The organism is Hyphomicrobium facile (genome assembly GCF_900116175.1).
Lineage (GTDB): Bacteria > Pseudomonadota > Alphaproteobacteria > Rhizobiales > Hyphomicrobiaceae > Hyphomicrobium_B > Hyphomicrobium_B facile.
Genome location: NZ_FPCH01000004.1, coordinates 238,067 through 260,098, shown reverse-complemented (window position 1 = coordinate 260,098; position 22,032 = coordinate 238,067). Strand labels below are relative to the sequence as shown.

Sequence of the window (22,032 nt, the reverse complement as noted above, 5' to 3'; positions counted from 1 at the left end):
TCGGCTTGTTTCGTCAGCGGGTTTCGCTGAATACCTCGAACGCCGCTGCCAGCGCGCGCGCTCCATTCAGCTGGGCTTCCGATTGCATTTTGGCGTCGGTCGCCGCGATGAGCTGAGCCACCGTGTTGTTCGTGATTGCAATCTGGTTGCGCTCGTAGCCTCGCCGCTGGAAGAAATTCGATGTCGGAATTTTCTTCCTCATGTCATCCGACATCGTGACCATGTCGAAGCCTGAGCCGTCTCCCGTCAGGTTCATCATCTCGAGTTCGGCAGCCTTTAGAGGCTTCGCATAGCCTTGGCGCTTGGCGTAGTTGACGGACGTCAGCAGTTTTTCGACCTGCAATAGCGGGCTGATGTCGATATCCAGAATGATCGCGTGAATTCCGAGGCCCTTGGGCGTTTCGGCAAGCTTGGCGTGCTCGCTCCATTGGCTGGGCACGGTATGGCTGAACGCGATCATTTTTTTCAGCGTCGCGATTTTTTTCTGCAGCTCAGCGCGGCGTTCGCCGTCCGCCGCTTCCGCTTTCTCATGGAGCGCCGCAACGAACTTATCACCGACCTCTGCAAGGAGTGAGATGCTGTTGGTTGCTAAGAGCTGGTTATAGCCGAGCGCAGTCGAGATCGCGCGTTCGTGCGGCAGACCGTACTCGAGGCCCGCTTGAATGTCGTATCCGCCGTTCCCGGTAGATTCGAACGCGTAGATCTTCACGCACTGCTCCGGCGTCAGGCCGGCGGCCAAGGCGAGCTGCGCGTAAGCGTGCCTGTATTGATCATCGCTCGCGGGACGTTCCGGCACAAAGCCGAAGTGCTCTTCGGCGTTCTTCAGGAAGTCCGCGACGACGGGCATATACTCTTCGCCGATGCGGCCCTTTTCCGGATCTTCCGGTTTCGGCGGGCCTGAGTAGACGGGCGGTTGCTCGAGAACGTAATCGTCGAGTGTCGTTCGTTCTTTCTTGTGCCGTTTGGCGGCCCGCTCGGCGCGTTTTTCCGCGATCGCCGCCCAGTAGGGACCCGCGACCACTTCATAGGCCGCGCGCGCCTTCGTGTATTCGGCGAGTTTCTCGCGATATTCGGCGATCTTTTGGGTCAGATCGGCCGGCTGTGCCTCAGCGATACTGCCTTGGGGCAGCGCGATCATGGTGACCGCCGATAACGCGCAAACGGCTGCGCGCAAATTGCGAGCGAAAATTGTCATCGGACGTTTCATCGGAGATTTCCCCCTTTGCTTTTCCTTGTGGTGTGCCCCAGTGCCGCTGCAATCGCATGTCCCTCATAGTTAAGCGGGACCGGCTCTTTTCTTATGTTCAAAGTGATCAATCTCTGGGGGTTCTTATGTTCAGTCGAGATTCACGAGCAGAGACGCGCGCGGACACTGCAAAACCGGGCGCAATACCAACACAGCCACCGCGGTTCTCTGGGCCAATCGGTGTCGTGTCCAGTGCCGCGGCGCCGAGCTATCAGCCCGCTTCACCCGACAGGCCGACATCCATTCTCGGGCCCGATATTTCAATCTACGGCGAGCAGCTTATCCTGAAAACCAAAGGTTCGCTGCTGATACAAGGTCACATCGAAGGCGACGTGCACGGAGAAACGGTTACCGTCGATGACGGTGCGCACGTTAAGGGTGTCATCACTGCACGCACAATCGCCATACAGGGCGGCGTCAAAGGCGAACTCAAGGGTTCGAATGTCATTCTGCACGAACATTCCGTCGTCGAGGCGGACATCATTCAGGAGCGGCTTACCGTCGCTGACGGCGCTCACTTCGAAGGTAGCGTCAAGAAGGCGAAGAACGCGAGCGAAGTGACGCCGGACCTATCGTAACGTAAACGGCAATCGCCGCTGAAAACAAAAATCCCGGCGTCACGCGCCGGGATTCTCATGGCCTGCAAACGCGGATATGCGCTCGGGTTCTTATGGCGTAGTCGTTGCCGGTGCGGACGTTGTCGTCGTGGTCTCGGTCCGCACGTCGAGCCGGAGAACGCCGGTATAAAGCAATCCGCCGAACACGATTGCGAAGATGATCGCCGTTGCGAGCGCGTTCAGCACACGGTTCGAAAACGAGATGAGATTGCCGATCAGGTCCAGCACGAAAACGATCGCTGCGCCGATCAGAACCGGCTCAATCCAAGGGTAGGTTTCAAGTATTTGCATCTGGGTAGTCTCCACGAGCTTTTTTGTTATGCCGCCTGTGCGTGCGCGCACGCACGCGCCCCGAGTCGCGGCTTGCAAATTCGGCTTAGCACGCGAACAGCCGAGGAAAGCGACAAGCTACTGCGGACAAAAGCTCCGGTATCCGACTGAAGCTTTGAAGGCACAGTCCTCCGTACCCGGACGCATGCGTACGGAGAGTGCCAATCAAAAATTGCGAGCTATTGGGGTATTTCCAATTGAAATGATATAACAATTCGTCGTTTTGATCACGAAAAGTTTGAACCGCGTTAGTGAAAAGAGATTGGTAATTGAGGGGTTGTTTCGGTAACTACGTATTCAACAGGAGCAACCTGTAAAAATCCGTGGAGGACGCACATGAAAGTCTGGATGAAGCCTGCAGTTCGCGAGCAAGAAGTTGGTCTCGAAGTCACCAGCTATCTGCCGGCTGAGATCGACCTCATCTAACGAATTCAAACCTTCGGGTTTCTGAACGGCGGCCATGGGCCGCCGTTTTTGTTTGGGTATGGGGTGCCCAGGGGGGTCGCGGCCAGAGCCCAGCGACGCTATAAATCGCGCCATGACCCAGCACGAAATCCTTAAGCCTGCCGCCCACGTCCGCGTTCGTGACGTGCTTTTCGCCAACGATGCGCCAATCGCGATCCTGGCCGGGCCTTGTCAGATGGAAAGCCGCGCCCACGCCCTCGAGATGGCCGCGGGCTTGAGCGAAATAGCCCAAAAGCTCGGTTTCGGGCTCGTCTACAAGTCGTCCTTCGATAAGGCCAATCGCACGTCGTTGACCGGTCGTCGCGGCATAGGGCTCGAGGCGGCTTTGCCTGTTTTTGCTGAAATTCGCGAAAAATATGGGGTTCCGGTCGTAACCGACGTCCACGAGGCCGGGCAGTGCGCTGCGGTGGCAGAAGTCGTCGATGTGCTGCAGATCCCGGCTTTCCTCTGCCGCCAGACCGATCTTCTGATCGCGGCGGCGAAGACGGGCCGGGTGGTCAAGATCAAGAAGGGGCAGTTCCTCGCGCCCTGGGACATGAAGAACGTCGTCGCCAAGGTGACGGGCTCCGGCAATCCGAACGTGCTCGTCACCGAGCGCGGCTCGAGCTTTGGATACAACACGCTTGTCGTCGACATGCGGGGCCTGCCGCAGATGGCCGAGACGGGGGCGCCCGTTATTTTCGACGCCACCCACGCCGTGCAGCAGCCCGGCGGGCAGGGAACGTCGTCGGGTGGCGATCGCCGCTTCGTGCCGGTGCTTGCTCGCGCGGCCGTTGCTGTCGGCGTCGCCGGGCTTTTCATCGAGACGCATCAGGACCCGGACAGGGCGCCTTCGGACGGGCCGAACATGGTCGCGCTCAAGGATTTCGAGGGGCTCGTATCGGAGCTGCAGGCGATCGACCAAGTCGTCAAACAGCGGAAGAGCGCGAGCCAGGCCTGACTCGCGCTCTCGTCGATAGACTCATTTCTCGATTGAAGCTTCCGGGGTTGGATTGACCCTGGTTCAGGCCGGGAGCTTCGGCATTTCCGACTTCGCAAGCGTATTTTCGACGGTAGGTTTCGTGAATTCATTTCAGTCCGTGCGCACGGACGGCAGTGCGTGATCGTAGATCGCTCGACTTCAATTCTTCACTTCACTTCGCTTCGCACTCGCCAAGGCGCAATTCCGCTACCCGCATAAACGGCACCGTCGCTTCGCCGAGTGTATTTTTTGAGATTTCGACTTCTTAGCTGACGCGCCAGAGCTTGGCCGCCAGCGAGGCGACATGGGCGCGGCTCGTCAGAGCACCGAATTGAGCTTCCGAACCGACGCGAATGCCGGCGACGCAGGCATTGGGTTGGCAGAAGGCGGGGTGCGTTCTTCCGACGTTGATGGCTGCAATCGCCACCGACGTCATAAGCAGGCTCATTGTCGAAATGCAGGAGGCATAGGCAAGGGCACGCGAAACAAGTTCGTAGTGCATGGTCAACCTCACAAACGCGAGACCAGAGATGACGACACTTCCACTTGCAGTTTGGCTTCGGGCCGGGGAGAGGCCGGCACCGAAAGCCGATGCGTTGAGAGTATGTCAACCTTGGTTAAGGACGCGTTAAGGCTAACGACGCGTAAAGATTATTTTTGCCGTTCCTGAGTTTTTCGCCGCTATGTGCTGACGGTCCTCAGCTTTTCATCTCGGCCCGAATGGCTCGCGCGATGACGCCCGCCCGCTCGTCGATCAGCTGAGGGATCTCGCACGCGATCGGAATGTTCGCCTGCTTTTCCTGGAAGGTGCGGACCTCCCATTTGTATTTTTCTTCCACGGGCGAAAGCTGGGAAATCTCGCCCGCCGGAGCGTCCGTCGCGCCGAAATCGCCCGAGGGGGGAAGTTCGACGCCTTCCTTCTCGATTTCCTTGGCGCGCTCGAGCTGGCGTTTATGAAAGCGCTCGATACCCGACATGACGACCTTGCGATCCTCGTTCGTCCGGGTGAGCACGGCGGAGAAGAGCTCTGTCAGTTTGGCGTCGTGGGTATCGGCGGGCAGGCCGGCCGCGAACTTTTTCACGGCGGCTTCGACTTCGTTCTCCTTCACGCGGCGAGAGACGAGGTATTGCGACAGCTTTCTAATGGTCTCGTCCTTGCGCCACGTCGATGTGTCGGTGATTGCGGGGCCATCCCAAATCGTTGCGGCCGTCAACACCGGGACCTTGCGGTAAATGCAGGGCCATTCGGCTTGTTGAGGCTGAGGCTCATCTGCGAAGGCTGGAGCGGGCACAAGGGTGAAAGGCGCCAATGCAAGAGCTGTGGCGATCTGCAAGCTGGCGCGACGAAGAACATGTCCGATCATTTTCATTTCCAATCTCAAGCTGAGCCGCCAGGGCCGCCGCGCCGAGCGATCAACCCCTTAGACGGATTGTAGGCAAAAACCGCTGCCGCGAGGAAGACAACCGTGCAACCAAGGACAACGGCGAGCGAAACCGTATCGACCTGTCCATAAAGCCCGAAGCGGATCATTTCCACCGCATAGGTGAACGGGTTGAGACGGCAGATTTCGAAAAGCGCGGGGCTTGCCTCGCGAATGCGCCAGAGCGGGTACAACGCAGACGAGGCGAAGAACATCGGGAAGATAACGAAGTTCATCACGCCGGCGAAATTTTCGAGCTGCTTGATGACAGACGACATGAAGAGCGCGAGCGAGCCAAGCATCAGGCCGGCGAGGATGATCGCGGGAATGACCGTGATGTAACCCGCGAAGGGCTGAATGAACCCGGGAATCGAGAAGAGCGAGGTGACGATCGGGTCCGTCATCTTGGGGATGACGTCGCCCGCCCAACTCGGCGGATCGTAGAATGTGAAGAGCTTCACTTCGGTGATGGCGGGCGGCTGAATGCCCCAGAACCACGCAACGAGCATGAAGGCGTAGGCTTGCAGCAACGCGACCGAGACGCCCCCGAGAAGCTTCGACAGCAACAGGAACGACCGCGGGAAAGGGCTGACGAGAAGTGTGCGCATCGTGCCGGTTTCGCGGTCGTAGACCATCGACAGCGACGATTGCATCGCATTGAAAAGCAGGATCATCGCGATCAGGCCGGGTGCGATGTATTCTTCGTAGAGGACGTAGGTCTCATACGGCGGAATGATCGAGACGCCGAGCGTCTGCCGGAAGCCGGCTGCAAAAATGAAGAGCCAGATCAGCGGCCGTACGAGTGCGGAGAGAAACCTCTCACGTTGATGGAGGTAGCGAAGGATTTCGCGCCGGACGATGCCGTTGAAGCAGGCCCAGTATCCCGAAATGCCGAGGCGCTGGCGGGCCCCGGCGTCGCTTTCGTGATAGGCGGGGCTGAGGTTTTCGGATCCGGTCGTGACCGCTTGCGATGCCATCAGGCGGCCTCCTCGATCGTGCTCTTCGTGCCGGTGACGCTGCGGAAGGCTTCGCGTACGCTCGACGTGCCTGTGAGCTTCAAGAGCTGGGGAACGGGTCCGTTATAGAGAACGACACCCTTGTGAAGAATGACGACCTGGTCGGTGGGTAAGACCTCGTCCATCAGATGGGTTGCCCAGAGAACACCGAGACGTTCTCGCGCAACGAGATCGCGGACAATTTTCATGACGGTTTCGCGCGAGCCGAGATCAAGTCCGACGGTTGCTTCGTCCAGCAGCAGCAGATCGGGATGGTGCATCATCGAGCGAGCAATCTCGACGCGGCGCAGCTGGCCGCCGGAGAGCGCGCGAACTTTCTCGGAAGCGCGGTCGGAGAGGCCGACGAGTGCGAGGGCCTGACGCGCGCGCTCGGTTGCCGTGCGTCCTGCAAAGCCGTGCAGCGCCGCGTGGTATTTGAGGTTCTGCATCAGGGTCAGATCGATATCGAGCGTCCGGCTTTGGAAGACGACGCCGAGACGCTGCAGTGCCTGCGACGGGCGTCTCCGAACATCGAAACCACGAATGGTTATCTCGCCGGTGACGTTGTCGTAGAGGCGCGTGATCAGCGAAAAGAGGGTCGACTTCCCCGCGCCGTTGAGACCGAGGAGCACGACAAATGCTCCTTGATCGACCGTCAACGACACGCGATCGAGGACCTTCCGGTCGCCGAAACTATGGCTGACGCCGTTGACGACGAGGGCTGGCGTCCTTTCAGCTTCGGTCTCGGCTGTCGATGCCATCGTCGTCATTGCCTTTCGTTTGGGCCTTTCGTTTGGCCCAGCGTTCACGCCTGTCGTTCGATCTTCGCGGCGGTCAGTCCGGCGAGACCACGACGCCCCAGGGATAGCGCCCGACCTTTATCGATTTGATCGCCTTCTGATTGGCAACGTCGATTACGGTCACATCGTTCGATGCGCCATTGGTCGTCAGCAAAAGTTTATCATCCGGCGTGAAATACATCTGCCAGACGCGCTGGCCAACAAGAATGTACTTCAGGACTTTGAACGTCGATGTATCGACGACCGCGACGCGGTTTGCCGGCCCGAGGGCGATGAACGCGAGCTTGCCGTCCTTCGTAATGCGGATACCGACGGGCTGGATCGCTTCCTTTTCCACGCCCGGGATTTCAAAATTGATCTTGGTGATGAGCTTGCGGTCGGCCGGGTTGATCACCGCCACGGTGCCGCCGACCTCGGAGGAAACCCAGAGCTGCGTCTGTGCCGAGTTGAACATCGCAACGCGGGGACGGCTGTCGACCAGGACGTTGTCGAATGTCTTGTGGTTCTCGGTGTCGATGAAGTGGGCCATGTTCGTCGTTTCGGACGTGTTGACGAGCACCTTGCCGTCCGGGCTCATGCCCATCCCTTCGGGTTCGACGCCGACGGGGATTTCGGTCAAGACCTTGGACGTTTCGATGTCGACGACCGTTACGAGGTTGTCGTCTTCGTTGGCGATGTAGAGCCTTTTGCCGTCCGGGTGGAGCGTCAGCAGCTCGGGGTCCGGGCCGGATGGAAGCGATTTGACGTATTCGAGCGTCTTGGCGTCGTAGATTTTTACGTCGTTGTCATCGCTCGTGCAGACGATGACCCACTTGCCGTCTTTGGACATCACGATGCCGCGCGGCCGTTGGCCGATCTTCACGGTCTTGATGACTTCGAGCTTGTCGGTGTCGATGACGGAGAGGCTGTTGTCCTTCTCGTTCGTTATGTAGGCCGTATAGGCGTTGGCGGTCGTTGCGCCGAACGACGTCATCGCGGCGGCAGCGAACACAGGTAATGCTTGGGCAAATCGGGACATTCTCGTCTCCAGATGGAAGCGTCTAAGAGGTGTGAAGGTTCGCCGGGCTGGCGGAGCGGATAGGATCATTGTGTGTAGGCTTTGCACTTTGTCTCCGGTTTATCGATGCCGAGCGTGTCGAGCACGCTGAATTGATGAAGGAAGCCCTGCTGCGGCGAGACGCTGACGAGCTGCTTCGGCGTCGAAACGAGCAGCGGCTGGCGGAATTGACCGTTCCAGGTGCGGAAGCTCGTGGCGATGCCCTTGAAGGCGGCGACGTCGAACTTCGGCGAATGCATGTAATCGCGCAGCGTTTTGAAGTCGCTCGTCTGCTTTCTGGAGGCAGCTTCTCCGACCGCGCGCGTCGCGACCCACGCGTCGTAATCGATCGGGCGCATGATGCGGCCTGAGAGTTTCTTGAAGCGATTCTGGAACTGGGTTCCGCCCCACAACTCGAGTGCCGGGTGCCAACTCGATGGTACGAGACCTGCGGAGCCGGCGATGGGGCGGGGAACCCATGTGCGATAGGGGAAATAGTCGGCAAACACTTCGTCCTCGTCGACGACCAAGACGACGTCGTGATCCTTGGCGCCCTGCAGGAACTGCGGGATCTGCTGCTGAATTTGCTCGTATCCGCCATCGGCGCGGCGGTTGCCGGTATCGATCTTGAATTGCCGCTCCTCGACGATCTTCGCGCCGAATTTCTTCGCGGACCGGCGATAGGCGTCTGCGAGGAGCTGATCTTTGGGGCTCGGTCCGACGACGAGCAGCCAGTTCGGCCAGCGTTTCCATACGAGATACTGAGTGAGGGCGTCGGCCAGCATCGTGCGGGTGGGCGCCGTGTGCATCACGTTGGGCCGGCAGTCTTCCTCGCGCAGCCGGTCGTCGGGGTTGCCGACGTTGAAAATCTGAGCGGGCTTGCCTGCCAATGCATCGGACAACTTCAGCAAGGAGTCCGGTTCGACGTCGGCGATAATGAAGGAATCGCCGCCTGAGAGCTTCTCGGTGGCGCCCTTGATCAGCTCGTCGATGTCGCCCTCAAGGACGTCCATCGTGAACGTCTGGTTGAGGAAGCGGCCGGTCGTGTTGTTATCGGCGATGCCGAGCTTGGCGCCGGCGATGCCGTCATCCGGATTTGGCTGGTCGAGCAGCGACAGCGGAAGCTCTTTCGAGCGGTTCTCTTTAACGTAAAGAATCTTAATGTTTACGCCCTGAGGTTGTGCTGTCGGGATCGGAATGGGTGCCGGCTGAGGCGAGTCTTCGGCGCGGGCGGGGAGCGCAAAGGCCGCTGTAAGCGCGAATGCCATGCAGGCCGCCTTCCAGTTCCGTTGGGGCGGAGATGCGGTGGCGCCGGTATTTGGGAATGCCAATGTTCCAACTCCGATCGGCGTTTAGCCCGCGCCCACGTTAGCGCGAGGTGCAAGTGTTACTATGTTGCTAAAAGGGGCTGGCCGTCCCAGTTGTCAAGCTGGCGGCTCCCGCCTCGCGCGTTTGTGACCGGGTGTGCGTGGCAAAGCGGGCCGGAACCTCTTGCAATCATTGGGGGGAAACGGGCACCTAAGGTAAAGCGCTTCGGCCGGGCGCAAAATCCTCCTTGAAGTCTGAGTTCGCTCAATAACTTGGAAATGACAGTCCATGCGCATGCTTAAGCGGATCTTATGCCTCTTCGTACCGTTCTTTATGGCCGTTCCTGCCCACGCCACGACGACGAAAGCAGCTGTCTTTCCCTTCGGCATCCACGACGCGCAGCAGGATGGCGAGATCGTTCCCCAGTACAACCCAGAGGACTTGCGCCGGCTAACGGTCGTCGTCGAGGAACTCAAAGCGTTAATGGCGAAGGACGGGAAATACGCGGTCGTCGACCTCGCCCCCCATGCCAAGGAGATCGAGGCGGCTTCGCCCTTCGACCAATGCAACGGCTGCGAAGTGCCGATCGCTAAGGAAGCAGGCGCGGACATCGCCGTCACGGGTTACGTCGATAAAGTTTCGGACGCCCTGCTCAGCTTGCGGATCGTTGCGCGCGACACCAAAACCGGTGAGCTGACCAAAACGATGTCGGCTGCGATCAACGGCAACACCGACGAACTCTGGCTGCACGGGGTTCGCTATCTCTGGAGAAACAGGTTCAACGTCGAGGCTCAGCCGAAATGACGAAGCACACCCGCCGCAGCGTTCTCGCAACCGGCTCGGCATTCGTCGCCGCGACGCTGATGCCGAGGCTCGCCATCGCTTCCGCTTCGGTGCCGGTGCGGCTGACGTCGGTGAAGTTCGGCTCTGTGAGCTGGCTGATCGATACGATCCGGTGGGAAGGGATCGACAAGAAGCACGATCTCAATTTGCAGGTCGTCGAGGTTTCGAACAATCAGGCGGCGCCGGTGGCGCTCCTCTCGCACGCCGCGGACGTCATCGTCAGCGATTGGACGTGGGCGCTCAGGCAACGGGCGAAGGGGGGCGATCTCAAGTTCGCACCTTATTCGTCGGCTCTCGGCAGCGTCATGGTCCGCAAGGACGGCCCGATCAAATCGCTCGCCGATCTCGAGGGAAAAAAGATAGGCGTCGCCGGCACGGGCATCGACAAGAGCTGGATCTTGCTGCGGGCTTACTCGCGCAAGACGCTCGGCAAAGACATTGCCAGTATTGCCGAGCCCGTCTTCGGGGCGGCTCCGCTGGTGACGGAAGAGTTCAGGAACGGCCGCATCGATGCGGTATTGAACTTCTGGACCTACGCAGCGCGGCTCCAGGCAGAAGGTGCGCAGCAGCTGCTGACGATGGCTGACGTCGTCAAAGGTCTGGACGTCGCGCCGACGCCGCCGCTCGTCGGTTTCATCTGGTCGGAGAAACAGGTCCACGATAACGGCGTTCCTGTCGATAAGCTGCTTGCCGCCGTAGTGGATGCCAACCATGTGCTGGCTTCGTCCGATGATGCCTGGCAGCGGCTTCGACCATTGATCAAGCCCGCGTCGGACGCGGAACTCTTCGCGATCCGGGATTACTATAGGTCGGGCATCACGGGATCGTGGGGAGTGGCGGAAACGGCGGCAGCAAAGAAGCTGACGGACCTTCTCATTGAACTCGGCGATACGGAACTCGTTGGCGATGGCACCCATTTCGACCAGAATCTTTTCCACACCTAAGCCGATCGCCGCGCCTTTGGGCTTTACGGCTGCGCTGGAGCGGCTCGCTTGGATGGCGGGCTCGCTCTTGGCGCTGGCCGTGCTTTGGCAGCTCATCGCCGTCTACGTTCAAAATAAATACCTGCCGACGCCGATCACGGTTTTCGACGTGCTCTGGCGCGAGAGCGCGAGCGGCGATCTCTGGATCAATACGTCGGCCACGCTTGCCCGCGTCGCCGTGGCCTTCGTCGTTTCGATGTTCATTGGAACCGCGATCGGGCTGGCGCTGGGCCGCTTCAAGACGGCGGACAAGTTCTTCGATGCGTGGCTGATCCTTTTCCTCAATCTGCCGGCGCTCGTAACGATCACGCTTTGCTATATCTGGTTCGGTCTGACCGACATCGCTGCGATCACCGCCGTGGCGCTCAATAAAATTCCGAACGTCGCCGTGAATATGCGGGAAGGTGCGCGCAGCCTTTCCAAAGATCTCGACGAGATGGCGAAGATCTACAAATTCGGTTGGTGGAAGACGCTGCGCCACGTGACGCTGCCGCAACTCGCGCCGTTCTTCGCGGCGTCGGCGCGTTCCGGTCTTTCGCTCGTCTGGAAGATCGTGCTTGTCGTCGAAGCGTTCGGACGGTCGAGCGGAGTCGGTTATCGCTTGAGCATCGCTTTCCAGGAATTCGATGTCAGCACGATCCTGGCTTATGCGCTGGCGTTCATCCTGATCGTGCAGGCTATCGAATTTCTGCTGTTGCAACCGTTGCAGGCACGGGTGAGCGCATGGCGTCGTTGAACGTGGCAAACGGCAAAATCGACGTCGCGGGCGGGGCGCCGATCAGCGTTTCAGTCCACCGCAAGGTCTTTCCGCCTGTCGGCGATCGCGCCGCGCAGCTGGTGTTGAAAGACATTTCATTCGAGGTCGCGCCCCGGTCCTTCCTGGTCATCACCGGACCGTCCGGATGCGGAAAGTCGACGTTGCTCAACATCATGGCGGGGCTCGACCGGGACTACGACGGCAGCGTCGATCTCGGGCCTGCAAGGGACCGTCTGGCGTTCATCTTTCAGACGCCCCGGCTCTTGCCGTGGCGCACAGTTTACGAAAACATCTCACTGGCTCTGCCTGACGGCGATCCGAGGCAATCGCGGATCGCAGCCATGCTCGAGCGCGTGGGGCTCGGACAGGCCATGAACGCCTATCCGGAGCGCCTGTCGCTCGGCATGCAGCGCCGTGCGGCGCTGGCTCGCGGGTTCATCCTGGAGCCGGAAATCCTGCTGATGGACGAGCCGTTTGTATCGCTCGACGAGCAGACCGCGCAGAGCCTGCGGGACCTGTTGCTGGAACTTTGGCACAGCCATCCGACGACCGTGATCTTCGTTACCCACGATCGGACCGAGGCAATTCAGCTCGGAACGCGCATCTTGCGCTTGGCGCCCGGAAAGGCGAGTGTCGTTCAGGATGTGACCATTGACCTGACCGAGGCGCAGCGCCATGACCGTGCTGCCGTGCTTGCGGAGCAGAACCGCATCTTCGCCGCCTAGAATCGCCGACGGCGGACCAATCTCGGAATGACGGAATGATCGAAGGTTTGAGACGAGGCAGACCCGCCTTTCTCGCCAGTGTGACGAACGCGGACGAGGCGGAAATCGCGCTGGAGGGCGGCGCGGACATCATTGACTGCAAGGACCCGGTATCGGGCGCGCTCGGCGCGCTGCCTCATTCGACCGTTCGGGATATCGTCAGTCGCATCGGCGGGCGACTTCCGGTCAGCGCAACGGTCGGCGACCTTCCGTCCGATCCCGAGGTTATGAGCGCGGCGGCGATCGCGATGGCCAAGACCGGCGTCGACGTCGTGAAGATCGGCTTCTTCGGAGACGAGGACCCTCGCGAGGCGATCTCGGCGGCTGGCGCCGCGTGTTCTCCCCTGGCGCAGCTCGTTGCCGTGCTGATGGCGGATCGCGCTCCGGATTTCGACGTTCTGCCGGTGCTTCGGCGTGCCGGGTTCTCGGGCGTGATGCTCGATACCGCCGACAAGGCTGCCGGCAGTTTGACATCGGTTCTTTCCGTTCGCCAGTTGAGCCAATTCCTCCGCGTTGCGCGCGCTAACGATTTGTTCGCCGGACTCGCGGGATCTCTCAGGGAAAGCGATATCGCGGGGCTTACCAGCCTCGAACCCGATATGCTGGGGTTCCGCGGCGCGCTGTGTCCCTCAGGGCGCAAAGGCGCCGTCGAAGCTGATCGGGTCGTTCAGGTGCGGCGCGCAATCGATCAGGCTCGGCTCGCAAAGGTATCATCGGAGACGTCAGCGGCATGAAAGATAAGAAGCCTGTAAAGGCCGACGACACTGGTTCAGTGGCATTGAAGAAGGCAGCCGCAGACGTGCGTGAACTCGGCGATTCCATTTTCGTTCGCGACTACGTCGTCGATTGCAACGTCGGCGTCTACGCGGAAGAACAGGGTGTGACGCAGAAGGTTCGCTTCACGGTCGAAGCGCGTTTGGACAAGGACGTCTTCAGCGTCGAAGACCAGATGGCGGAAGTTCCGTCCTATGCCGACATCATCGACATGATCGTCGCCCTCGCGCGCGGCGGCCACATCAATCTCGTCGAGACGTTTGCCGAGCGCATCGCAGCGCAGGTGCTCGCGGACAGACGTGTCGTTGCGGTTCGCGTCGTTCTCGAAAAGCTCGAACGCGGGCCGTTGAGAGGCGTCGAGATCATTCGGCCAGCGACGAGAGCCGCCGCACGCGAGTTCGGACGTGGCTGAGAGCCGCAAAAACGGCATTCGCCCGCTTGTCATCAAAGTCGGCGGGAGCCTTGCAGGGACCGGACGTCTCGGCGAGATGCTGGCGATGCTCAGCGCGGCGCAGATACCGATCGTCATCGTGCCCGGCGGCGGCCCGTTCGCGGATGCCGTGCGGAGTTTGCAGCGTGAGATAAACTTCAACGACGCGGTGGCTCATCGGCTTGCCATGCTTGCCATGGAGCAGATGGCGGAATGGATCGCTTCGCAGTGCTCCGGTGTGAAAGTCGCTCGCTCGCTCGACGAAATTTCCGACAGCATCATGGATGGACACATTCCCGTCTGGGCGCCGCTTCGCATGATCGGCGACGACGAGTCGGTCTCCGCCGACTGGTCGGTCACGTCGGATAGTCTCGCGGTGCGGCTCGCCGAACTTCTGGACGCGCGGCTCATCCTTCTGAAGTCCGTCGATGTTGCGGATGGTCTTTCTGCTGAGGAACTCGCGCAGCAAGGCGTGGTCGATGGGTTTTTTCCCGAGATCGTTGCGCGGGCCGGGGTTTCGTGGTCCATTTTCGGGCCGGCGGCCGATGAGGCGATGGCCGCAATCCTGGCCGGCGAAGGAGCCGACTGATGCCGCGTATCGTCGAAACGATCGTGACGACCTTCAACGCCGAAGGTGAGGCGCATATCGCTCCTCTTGGTCTGATCGACGACGGGACGTATTGGATCATTGCGCCGTTCCGGCCGTCGACCACGCTCGACAATCTCCGCATCAATCCGGTCGCGGCGGCGAGCCATACGGACGACGTTCGGGTTTTCGCAGGGGCCGTGACGGGACGCAAAATTTGGCCGCTGCTGCCGACGCGAACAATCAAAGGCGACAGGCTCGCCGATTGCGTCTCGCATTGGGAACTGAAGGTCGAGAAGATCGTCGAGGATGAACAGCGGCCGCGGTTTCTTTGCTCCATCGTGGACGAGGAAATGCATAAGGCGTGGCAGGGCTTCAATCGTGCGCAAGCGGCAGTCATCGAACTTGCCGTGCTGACGACCCGGCTCAACATGCTGCCGCCGGAGAAGATAGAAGGCGAATTGAAATATCTCGAAATCGCAATTTCGAAGACCGCCGGCCCGCGCGAAGAAGAGGCATGGGAATGGCTGATGGAAAAGGTTTCGGCGTGGCGTCAGGCACGGTTCGACAAGTCGACGTTATGAAGCCCGGCGGCGACGCCAAGAGTGCGTTCATCAAGGCTTTTGCCGACGCGATCGATGACGGATCGTTCGCCAAGCTCTCGCTCGGAAAATTTCGGGGCTCGGGCGAAGCGAGCAAGGCGATTGCGACGATCGTGACGCTCAAGGATGTGCCGCATCTGAAGCTCGTCACGAGCTTTCAGCGCAAGGACGAAACGAAGACCTACAAAATCGACGAGGGTTTGCGCGCGATCGGTTCGTCGATCGGCGAAACCTATATGAGCGCCACGCTCTTTTCGACGGCGCGGGACGTTCGCCTCGACTACAGCCGCAAGGGTGTTCCGCACTTGGCGAGCGGAAAGGCAACGTTGAAATCGGCGGAGCCCGCGTCGCACGATCGCAAGAAGGCATATCTCGTTCCCCCCGACAGGCCGTATCTCAAGGCGCTGCAGGTTGCGGACAGCGAGGGCCGTATCAAGCCGTCGATGCAGGGAAAGTATCGTCAGATTTGCCGGTTCATCGAGATTGCGGACGATCTGATCAAGGAAAGCGATCTTAAAAAGGATGAGCCGCTCAAGGTCGTCGATATCGGCTCCGGCAAAGGATATCTGACCTTCGCGTTCTACGATTATCTGACGACGCAACTTGGCTACCGTTGCGAGATGGCCGGTATCGAGTTGCGCGCCGAACTCGTCGCGTTCTGTAATGGGCTTGCGCGAGAGCTCGGATTTGGCGGATTGAATTTCGTTGCTGAAGAAGCGTCGCGGATATCGCGCGCCGGCATCGATATCATCATCGCACTGCATGCGTGCGATACCGCGACGGATGATGCGATGGCGCTTGGCGTTCGCGGGAACGCCGCGCTCATCCTGTCCGCACCCTGTTGCCAGCACGAAATCGCGCCGCAGATCATAGATACGGGCGAAGGCTTGCTCGGGCTCATAAAATATCCGCTTCTGAAGCAACGTCAGGCGGATCTCGTGACGGATGCGGCGCGAGCGCTGCTGCTTGAATCGTCAGGTTACAAAGTCAAGTTGATCGAGTTCGTTTCGACTGAACACACGTCAAAGAATATTCTGATTGCGGCGGTCAGATCTTCTCACGTGGATCGGGTATCGGCGCGCGAACAGTATCAGGCGTTGAAGAATACTACCGGTTTTTCGACGCAACATCTCGAGTCACAACTCAAGGATGTCGAGTAGTCTCGCTGCGATTTTATTGCACGCCTCATTTGTTGCTCACTGACGTGGAATGCGTATAGAGGGAACTCATCCGGGCTTCATATGTTTGATGCTCGGGACCCCCTGAGTGAATTCATGAAAAGAAGGCAGAACTCGATGATTGACGTCTCCCGTTTCGTACGGCTCGCTTCGGCCGTTGCCGCTATCAGTGTGGCTATGGCACTTCCTGCAAGCGCGCGTGACGAAGTCCGCGAAGATCCGGCGGTCGTTGCGGAGAGGCTGCAGCACATGGGCTTCGTCGAATGGCGCAAGATCCGCTGGTCGCATGGCAATTGGAAGATCGATAGCGCCAAGCGTGCGAACGGTCACATTTACGATCTGGAACTCGAAGGCGGTTCGTTCGATCTCGTGCGGCTCCGTCGCGAACGCGGCTGAGACATTCGCCACTGATTTTTTTGTTCGGCCGCGACGGTATCTGTTGCGGCCGAATTTATTTGTGCAGAAGAAGTGCTACGGCTACGGCTGGTGCGCAACGCGTCGCCCACTCTCGCTGATCGTCGCTCGCATCAACGAGCGTGCCGAATGCGTATGCGGGAAGCTGCAATCGGTCCGCAATTTTTTCCGCGTGCGATGCGCCGATGCCGGCGAGCACGACGGAGCGCACTTCGCCGCGAGGACGTGACAGGACTTGGAGCGCGCCGTCGTGAATCGATCGCAACTGCCGTTCGGAAACATAAGCCGCAGAAACCTGCCACGTCGGCAGGTGGCGCATTTCGGCATCCCGGCCGAATCCGCGGGCGAAGCGGGCGAGACTTTCTTCTTGGGTTTTTCCGCGCCCATCAGCCGTTGGATGCTGGTCGACGTCATCGGGCAGATCGCCGAGGATGCGGCGCACATCGGCCATCGTCGCGAAACCATCGCGGGCCAAACTCTGCCACTGGCCCGCCAGCGGCGCGCGGTTCGCGATTGATGCAACGGACGTTCGCGTCAGCCCCGTATAGACCAGCTCGCCGGTCTGCAGACGTTCGGCGTCGGTGAGGCCCAACGGGCGATCACACGCGATGATGTCGGTCGTCGTCGATCCCATGTCGATGAGCAGCGACTTCGGGCGGAGGCGGGCGACGAGCTCGGCCGTTGCGATGAAATTTGCCGATGCGACGGAGAGCGGATCACCGATTGCCGCTTGCGGCGCGGCGAAGCCTTTGAGGCCCATGAAAATGCGAAGCTCGCCCTGGAGGCGCTCGCGCAGTCTTTGAACGATCGCCAGAACACCCGCTTCGCGGCTTTCGAAGATCTCGGTCAGTTCGCCGGTCATCGTGATGGCGCAGACGCTATGACCTTCGATGATCGTGGCGGCGTCCTGGAGGGCTTGGTCGAGCCGATTCAAACCTTCCCAAAGCGGGCAGGGGATCTGGTGCACGGAGACGACGCGGCCGTCCTCTACGCGCGCGACCTTGAGGTGCGCGCCGCCAACGTCCAAGCCAATTGTGACCTTCGTCATTTGGGCCTTCACTTCACTATCGTTGCTCGTGATACACTGAGAGCCCGAGGAGGCAAGCAGTGGACGTAATTCCGGTTATCGATGTCGCGCACGGACAGGTCGTTCGTGCGGTCAAGGGGGAGCGTTCGGCTTATCGGCCCATCGAAACGCCGATTGCGGCGTCGTCGGACCCTGTAGATCTGGCGCGTGGCCTCGCTAAGCTTTTTACGTTCCGCAGACTTTACTTAGCCGATCTCGACGGCATCGAGGGGCGGGGCCGCGACAAGCACCTCGTTCAGGCGCTCAGCCATGTTCTGCCGGGTGTCGAGATCTGGATAGATGCCGGTACGGGATCGCGCGGCGCTGCGCGTGCCGTACTCGCCGCGCCTGTTTCAACCCTTGTCGTCGGATCGGAAAGCGTCGAGACGGCGCGCGTCTGGGGCGACATCGCCGCCGAAGCGCCGGGGCGCACGATCCTGTCTCTCGATTTCAGGCATGACGAATTCATGGGGCCGGAGACGCTGCTGACCGATTCGTCGCTTTGGCCCTCGCGGGTCATCGTCATGACGCTCGATCGCGTTGGCGCGAACGCAGGCCCCGATTTCCAAAAGCTCACAGATATCGTGTCGCGCGCGGGCGCGCGCCGCGTCTACGCGGCCGGCGGTGTTCGAAATCGCGAAGATCTCGATGCGCTCCGAAAGATCGGCGTCAAAGGCGCGCTCGTCTCTTCGGCATTGCATTCGGGAAAAATTTCGGCCGGCGACCTCAAGGAAGTCGCCGGCCGGTGATGTCCAGTCCAGAATTGGCAGCAGCCGCTCAATCCGAGTTCGAAGCCAAGTTGCGGCCTTGGCTTCTTCTCGGTTGTCAACCGCTGTAACGGCCGGAGAGCAGTCTACCCAATCGCTGCAGCAGACCCCCCTTCATGGGAGGGGCAGTATTATTTTTGTTTTCGACCTGCTGAGGACGGTTTCCGCTTCAAGTCTTAGCAGCGAACGGATGCTGAGCCGAGTTACGCTGAGCGGTTGCTTCGGCAGCCGTCGGCTTGCCTGCAACAGCGCGTGCGATCGATTCCTTCACGGCGCGGTAGTTGTAGTCCTGGATCTTGGCGTCGTCGGCAGCTTCCCAGTGGATGAACACGCCAACGCAGATGTAGAGATCATCAGCTTCAGCAGCCGGGATGACGCCTTCAGCAACCGAGTCCTGAACGGCCTTTGCAACGCCGTACTGAGCGGGTCCGAACATCTGAACGGCCTGACGGGCGTCCTTGATCGTGACCTTGTTGTAAAGGATCGTGTTCGGCTTGCAGGCCAGGTTCGGCGCAATGACGGCGAGGAGCGTCGTGAAGCCGTCCTTGTTGTTCGTCAGGGCGTTGCAGAAAGCCGTCTCAGCAGCCGAACCGCGCGGTCCGATGATGAGGTCGATGTGAGCGACTTCGTTGCCGTCGCCGACGAGCGACTCGCCGACCATGACTTTATTAATTTTGGCCATTAGGGGGGTTCCTCCCACGAAATAAACGATATGAGCACCAACGCTCCCCCGTCAAAAGGCGGGATTTCGCTGTGTTGCTCTGGCGATGAATATCCAAGCACGTCGGCGCCCTGGTGTCATGAGTACCAGCGTCAGGCACAATGGATAGGTCCGCAGCGAATGCGGACACGGCGCCTGTATTGCCCTAGGTCAACGAACGAGACAAGCCCTTAAAATCGGGCGCGGCGGCATTCAGGAGTGTTTCCGCTCGATTAACGCGTCGGCGAAAAGGGTGGTGACTACAAAATCGGCAGTCGTACCTGGATTGAGACGGCTCTGTTTCAACTTTGCGTCAAAGTCCAGAAGCGCGGGCAGCGATTTCGCAGTTGCAACAGGAAACCAGCTTGACTTCAGCGCGTGTGCTTCGCGCTGCACATCGACGGCGGTTTCGAGACCGTATTTCCGCGTGATGTGTGTGTCGGGGAACTCGGCCAGAAGCGACATATGCAACGTCGTTATCGATAGGGCCGGGTCGGCACCAGGCGCAGCCCGCGCTGCGTGGAGGACGGGCAAAGCGAAATCGAAAACATCTGCGAAGACGTTCACATAGGCGTTCGCGATGCGATCGCGTTCGGCGGCGAGGTGCATTGCAGCAATGAGCGTGAGCCGGTTTGCGTCAGCGCGAACGTCTCCGTCACCGACTGCGCCGAGGCCCGCGGGATTGGCGATGCGGATTGCTTCGAACGCGTCTTCGGCGTCCGCTACATCGAGGGCCGAAAGAATGTTGCCGAGGCGGCGGCGGAGGCCGACGTCGAACGTCGTCTCGCTCGCAGCTTTCGCGAGCGGCGCGCAAAGAAGCACGATGCCGAGGTTGGTATTCATGCCAGTCGCGGCAACGCTTGCTTCAGTTGCGCGGAGGATGCGTTTGCCGACGCTCAGTGAGGGATCCGCGATCGGACCCGCTGCGGCTTTCGCCGCCTGCTCGAAATGGAGCACCTCCATGCCGTGCCCGGCGGAATGGCGGTGGACATTGCCAGGCTTCAACGCGTTAAGTTCGGCGTAGCAAGCGTCGAGGAAGGCCGCGGTTATCTCGGCCGGTTGACGCGGGCGCTTCATGATTCCACTGCGACGGGGATGCCCGACGCCGCGCGGTGCTCAAGGACGGTTTTCAAGAAGTCCTCGGCGATGGACCACGCGATGTTGACGTCGGCCACGCCTTGTAGGCCGCGCCATGCGGGATTGGAATTGACTTCCAACACCTGCAGCTCGCCATCAGCCGTTCGAATGAGATCGATGCCGGCGTAATCGGCATCGACGGCGCGCATCGCGGCCATCGAGACGCTGACCATCTCGGCGTCGGGAAGATGGACCCGGGCCTTGCCGCCCTGATGAATGTTCGTCACCCAATTGGTGCCCCGGCGTGTCATGGCCGCGACGACGCGATGCCTCGTCGCGAGAACGCGCCAGTCTTCGTAGAGGCCATCCTTCGGCGGGACGTAATCCTGCATGTAGTACATCTGATCGACGGTTTCGGGTGCAGGCAGTTCGCTCTGCTGTTCGATCCTGCCGATGCCTTTGCCCTGGCTGCCGAAGATAGGCTTCACGACAAGCGGGCGATCGAGACCTTCGGTATATTCGAGGGCGTGAGGAAGCGTTTCGCAGACGCGCGTGCGCGGGGTCGGGATGCCGTTCTTGTGCAGAAGAAACGTGGTTTGCGATTTATCCACGCAGCGCTCGATGGCGCGTGCATCGTTCCAGACGCGCACGCCGCTTTCGCGCAGCGCATGCAAGAGGCCCAACCGGAACGTGATCTGCTCGAGCGTGCCCGCCGAGATCGAGCGGACGAATACGCCGTCGGGCAAGCGGCCTTTGAAGCCCGGAATGTCGATGCCGCTTTCGAGCCCGGTATCGAAGGCGCAATGGGGAAGCGAGGAAACCGTAACGCGGGCGCCCATGGCTTCGAGCGAGCGCACGATGCGGCGCGCGTGCCATTCGCCCCGCCCTTCCTCGATCAGAAGGGCGAGGTGAAGACCATCGCCTGGAGCTCCCGAAGGATCAGGCTTTATCTCAGCGGAAGCTCGCATCGACGATCTCCGGCGCCAGCTCGCCTGCGCGGAAGGAATTGCCCGTCTCGACGTTCGAGACGATCACCTGAGCGGGTGAGAACAGCATCGGGTCGATCTTATAGAAGTCGCCGTTAACGTCGGCGAAGATTTCGGCGAACGGTTTGCCATAGGCGCTGCACGTGCTGGACGGCAGGTTCTCTGCAAGCCGCTTCGCATCGGTGTCGGGACCTTTGACGAAGAGATGGATGCGGCCGCCATAGATGATCGCATCGTTGGTGCGCCCCATCGCCTTGACGAAATCGGGAACCGGCGGCGCGATCGGCGTCGTCCCCGTGCCGTCGAGGATGTTTTCGAGCGGGAAGTGCAGGGCGTGGGCTTTGTGGATCGCGACCTCGAGAACGCGGGCTGCAATCTGCACGGTGCCGGCGAGGCTCCAGGTCGTCGCGTACATGATGGTCAGGCCGGTCGGATCGATGCCGCAGCTGGTCGACAGCTTCGCGATGACTGCCGACGGCGGGGCCTTATCGCCCTCGATGACGAGCGTCGCCTGCGGGTGGTGGTCGACGTAGCCGAGTTCTTTGTACAAGTCTTCGACGCGCGACAGCGCGCGGGCCGGTCCGGAGCCGAGCGCGAAGAAGCCCGAAGCTTCGTCGCTGATCGTCCAGCCGGCGTACTGGCTGGCGAGGCAGGCAATGACCGGATTGTTCGAGGAGACGACGACGCCGAGCGGCCAATTCTGAAGGCCGGACGATTGCGTGAATGCGACGGTGCCGAGGCCGCCCATGCAGACTTCGCCGAGACGGCGGCCGGCTTCAAGTCCGCCGATGACGTTCGCGCCCATATCGATAAGGCGTTCGCCGAGGCTGCCTTTCGTGACGGAGATGCGGAGTGCGTCGGCGTTGGCTACGATGTCGTCGACGATCTTTGCGGCGCCGGCCGAGACGCTGGGCTGCTTTGGCATT

27 protein-coding genes are annotated in these 22,032 nt (G+C 60.4%); 14 read left to right on the top strand and 13 right to left on the bottom strand.

Annotated elements, in window-relative coordinates:
• Positions 1–13: 13 nt before the first annotated feature.
• Positions 14–1,195, bottom strand: a complete 1,182-nt coding sequence (locus BM399_RS19240; protein WP_244531379.1) for a hypothetical protein — start codon at positions 1,193–1,195, stop codon at positions 14–16.
• A gap of 236 nt (positions 1,196–1,431) precedes the next feature.
• Between BM399_RS19240 and BM399_RS19235 the strand changes: the two genes are divergently transcribed.
• The gene (locus BM399_RS19235; RefSeq protein WP_244531378.1) at positions 1,432–1,824 is read left to right on the top strand and encodes a bactofilin family protein; all 393 of its coding nucleotides are present in this window, start codon (positions 1,432–1,434) and stop codon (positions 1,822–1,824) included.
• A gap of 90 nt (positions 1,825–1,914) precedes the next feature.
• Here BM399_RS19235 and BM399_RS19230 read toward each other — a convergent pair whose 3' ends face one another.
• Positions 1,915–2,154, bottom strand: a complete 240-nt coding sequence (locus BM399_RS19230; protein ID WP_244531377.1) for a hypothetical protein — start codon at positions 2,152–2,154, stop codon at positions 1,915–1,917.
• Positions 2,155–2,529: 375 nt separating this feature from the next.
• Here BM399_RS19230 and pqqA point away from each other — a divergent pair, with 375 nt between their 5' ends.
• A complete protein-coding gene (pqqA, locus tag BM399_RS19225) occupies positions 2,530–2,619 on the top strand; it encodes a pyrroloquinoline quinone precursor peptide PqqA (RefSeq protein WP_045836478.1) in 90 nt (29 codons plus the stop codon).
• 112 nt (positions 2,620–2,731) lie between these two features.
• Positions 2,732–3,598, top strand: coding sequence for a 3-deoxy-8-phosphooctulonate synthase (gene kdsA / locus BM399_RS19220; RefSeq protein ID WP_092869398.1), 867 nt, complete (start codon positions 2,732–2,734; stop codon positions 3,596–3,598).
• A gap of 286 nt (positions 3,599–3,884) precedes the next feature.
• On the opposite strand, the gene BM399_RS19215 is transcribed toward kdsA, so the two are convergent.
• From BM399_RS19215 to BM399_RS19190, 6 genes are all read right to left on the bottom strand, one after another.
• Complete coding sequence (locus BM399_RS19215; protein ID WP_092869397.1) at positions 3,885–4,121, bottom strand: hypothetical protein; 237 nt, start codon at positions 4,119–4,121, stop codon at positions 3,885–3,887.
• Positions 4,122–4,317: 196 nt separating this feature from the next.
• Positions 4,318–4,989, bottom strand: a complete 672-nt coding sequence (locus tag BM399_RS19210) for a hypothetical protein (RefSeq protein WP_092869396.1) — start codon at positions 4,987–4,989, stop codon at positions 4,318–4,320.
• An 8-nt stretch (positions 4,990–4,997) separates the two neighbouring features.
• The gene (locus BM399_RS19205; RefSeq protein WP_092869395.1) at positions 4,998–6,017 is read right to left on the bottom strand and encodes an ABC transporter permease; all 1,020 of its coding nucleotides are present in this window, start codon (positions 6,015–6,017) and stop codon (positions 4,998–5,000) included.
• Positions 6,017–6,796 carry an ABC transporter ATP-binding protein gene (locus BM399_RS19200; RefSeq protein WP_092869477.1) on the bottom strand — a complete coding sequence of 260 codons (780 nt, stop codon included), beginning with the start codon at positions 6,794–6,796 and terminating at the stop codon, positions 6,017–6,019. The genes BM399_RS19205 and BM399_RS19200 overlap by 1 nt, the downstream gene beginning before the upstream one ends.
• 73 nt (positions 6,797–6,869) lie before the next feature.
• On the bottom strand, positions 6,870–7,853 hold the full coding sequence (locus BM399_RS19195) for a YVTN family beta-propeller repeat protein (protein WP_092869394.1): 984 nt from the start codon (positions 7,851–7,853) through the stop codon (positions 6,870–6,872).
• A gap of 65 nt (positions 7,854–7,918) precedes the next feature.
• Positions 7,919–9,139 (bottom strand): ABC transporter substrate-binding protein, encoded by a 1,221-nt coding sequence (locus BM399_RS19190; protein ID WP_092869393.1) that lies wholly within the window; start codon positions 9,137–9,139, stop codon positions 7,919–7,921.
• Positions 9,140–9,467: 328 nt separating this feature from the next.
• Between BM399_RS19190 and BM399_RS19185 the strand changes: the two genes are divergently transcribed.
• The 10 genes from BM399_RS19185 (at position 9,468) to BM399_RS19140 (ending at position 16,492) form a co-directional block, all read left to right on the top strand.
• Positions 9,468–9,983 carry a DUF3280 domain-containing protein gene (locus BM399_RS19185; protein WP_244531376.1) on the top strand — a complete coding sequence of 172 codons (516 nt, stop codon included), beginning with the start codon at positions 9,468–9,470 and terminating at the stop codon, positions 9,981–9,983.
• Positions 9,980–10,966, top strand: a complete 987-nt coding sequence (locus BM399_RS19180; protein ID WP_092869392.1) for an ABC transporter substrate-binding protein — start codon at positions 9,980–9,982, stop codon at positions 10,964–10,966. Before BM399_RS19185 ends, BM399_RS19180 begins: the two co-directional genes overlap by 4 nt.
• Positions 10,929–11,741, top strand: a complete 813-nt coding sequence (locus tag BM399_RS19175) for an ABC transporter permease (protein WP_092869391.1) — start codon at positions 10,929–10,931, stop codon at positions 11,739–11,741. Before BM399_RS19180 ends, BM399_RS19175 begins: the two co-directional genes overlap by 38 nt.
• A complete protein-coding gene (locus BM399_RS19170) occupies positions 11,729–12,487 on the top strand; it encodes an ABC transporter ATP-binding protein (protein WP_092869390.1) in 759 nt (252 codons plus the stop codon). Before BM399_RS19175 ends, BM399_RS19170 begins: the two co-directional genes overlap by 13 nt.
• Before the next feature lie 35 nt (positions 12,488–12,522).
• A complete protein-coding gene (locus BM399_RS19165; protein ID WP_092869389.1) occupies positions 12,523–13,260 on the top strand; it encodes a (5-formylfuran-3-yl)methyl phosphate synthase in 738 nt (245 codons plus the stop codon).
• The gene (locus BM399_RS19160; RefSeq protein WP_092869388.1) at positions 13,257–13,712 is read left to right on the top strand and encodes a dihydroneopterin aldolase; all 456 of its coding nucleotides are present in this window, start codon (positions 13,257–13,259) and stop codon (positions 13,710–13,712) included. The genes BM399_RS19165 and BM399_RS19160 overlap by 4 nt, the downstream gene beginning before the upstream one ends.
• Complete coding sequence (locus tag BM399_RS19155; protein WP_092869387.1) at positions 13,705–14,319, top strand: amino acid kinase family protein; 615 nt, start codon at positions 13,705–13,707, stop codon at positions 14,317–14,319. The genes BM399_RS19160 and BM399_RS19155 overlap by 8 nt, the downstream gene beginning before the upstream one ends.
• Positions 14,319–14,900, top strand: a complete 582-nt coding sequence (locus tag BM399_RS19150; RefSeq protein ID WP_092869386.1) for a DUF447 domain-containing protein — start codon at positions 14,319–14,321, stop codon at positions 14,898–14,900. Before BM399_RS19155 ends, BM399_RS19150 begins: the two co-directional genes overlap by 1 nt.
• Positions 14,840–16,078: a class I SAM-dependent methyltransferase gene (locus tag BM399_RS19145; RefSeq protein ID WP_244531375.1), complete on the top strand. Its 1,239-nt coding sequence runs from the start codon at positions 14,840–14,842 to the stop codon at positions 16,076–16,078. The genes BM399_RS19150 and BM399_RS19145 overlap by 61 nt, the downstream gene beginning before the upstream one ends.
• A 114-nt stretch (positions 16,079–16,192) precedes the next feature.
• Complete coding sequence (locus BM399_RS19140) at positions 16,193–16,492, top strand: hypothetical protein (protein WP_244531374.1); 300 nt, start codon at positions 16,193–16,195, stop codon at positions 16,490–16,492.
• Positions 16,493–16,547: 55 nt separating this feature from the next.
• On the opposite strand, the gene BM399_RS19135 is transcribed toward BM399_RS19140, so the two are convergent.
• Complete coding sequence (locus BM399_RS19135; protein WP_092869384.1) at positions 16,548–17,558, bottom strand: hydantoinase/oxoprolinase family protein; 1,011 nt, start codon at positions 17,556–17,558, stop codon at positions 16,548–16,550.
• A 59-nt stretch (positions 17,559–17,617) separates the two neighbouring features.
• Between BM399_RS19135 and BM399_RS19130 the strand changes: the two genes are divergently transcribed.
• A complete protein-coding gene (locus BM399_RS19130) occupies positions 17,618–18,325 on the top strand; it encodes a HisA/HisF-related TIM barrel protein (protein ID WP_092869383.1) in 708 nt (235 codons plus the stop codon).
• Positions 18,326–18,512: 187 nt separating this feature from the next.
• On the opposite strand, the gene fae is transcribed toward BM399_RS19130, so the two are convergent.
• The 4 genes from fae to mch all read right to left on the bottom strand — a co-directional run bounded on the left by fae (position 18,513) and on the right by mch (position 22,031).
• Entirely contained in the window at positions 18,513–19,025 is a 513-nt protein-coding gene (gene fae / locus BM399_RS19125) for a formaldehyde-activating enzyme (RefSeq protein WP_092869382.1), read from the bottom strand.
• A gap of 231 nt (positions 19,026–19,256) precedes the next feature.
• Complete coding sequence (locus BM399_RS19120; RefSeq protein ID WP_092869381.1) at positions 19,257–20,120, bottom strand: triphosphoribosyl-dephospho-CoA synthase; 864 nt, start codon at positions 20,118–20,120, stop codon at positions 19,257–19,259.
• Positions 20,117–21,088, bottom strand: coding sequence for an ATP-grasp domain-containing protein (locus tag BM399_RS19115; RefSeq protein WP_092869380.1), 972 nt, complete (start codon positions 21,086–21,088; stop codon positions 20,117–20,119). Before BM399_RS19115 ends, BM399_RS19120 begins: the two co-directional genes overlap by 4 nt.
• A complete protein-coding gene (gene mch, locus BM399_RS19110) occupies positions 21,072–22,031 on the bottom strand; it encodes a methenyltetrahydromethanopterin cyclohydrolase (RefSeq protein WP_092869379.1) in 960 nt (319 codons plus the stop codon). Before mch ends, BM399_RS19115 begins: the two co-directional genes overlap by 17 nt.
• Position 22,032: the final 1 nt, after the last annotated feature.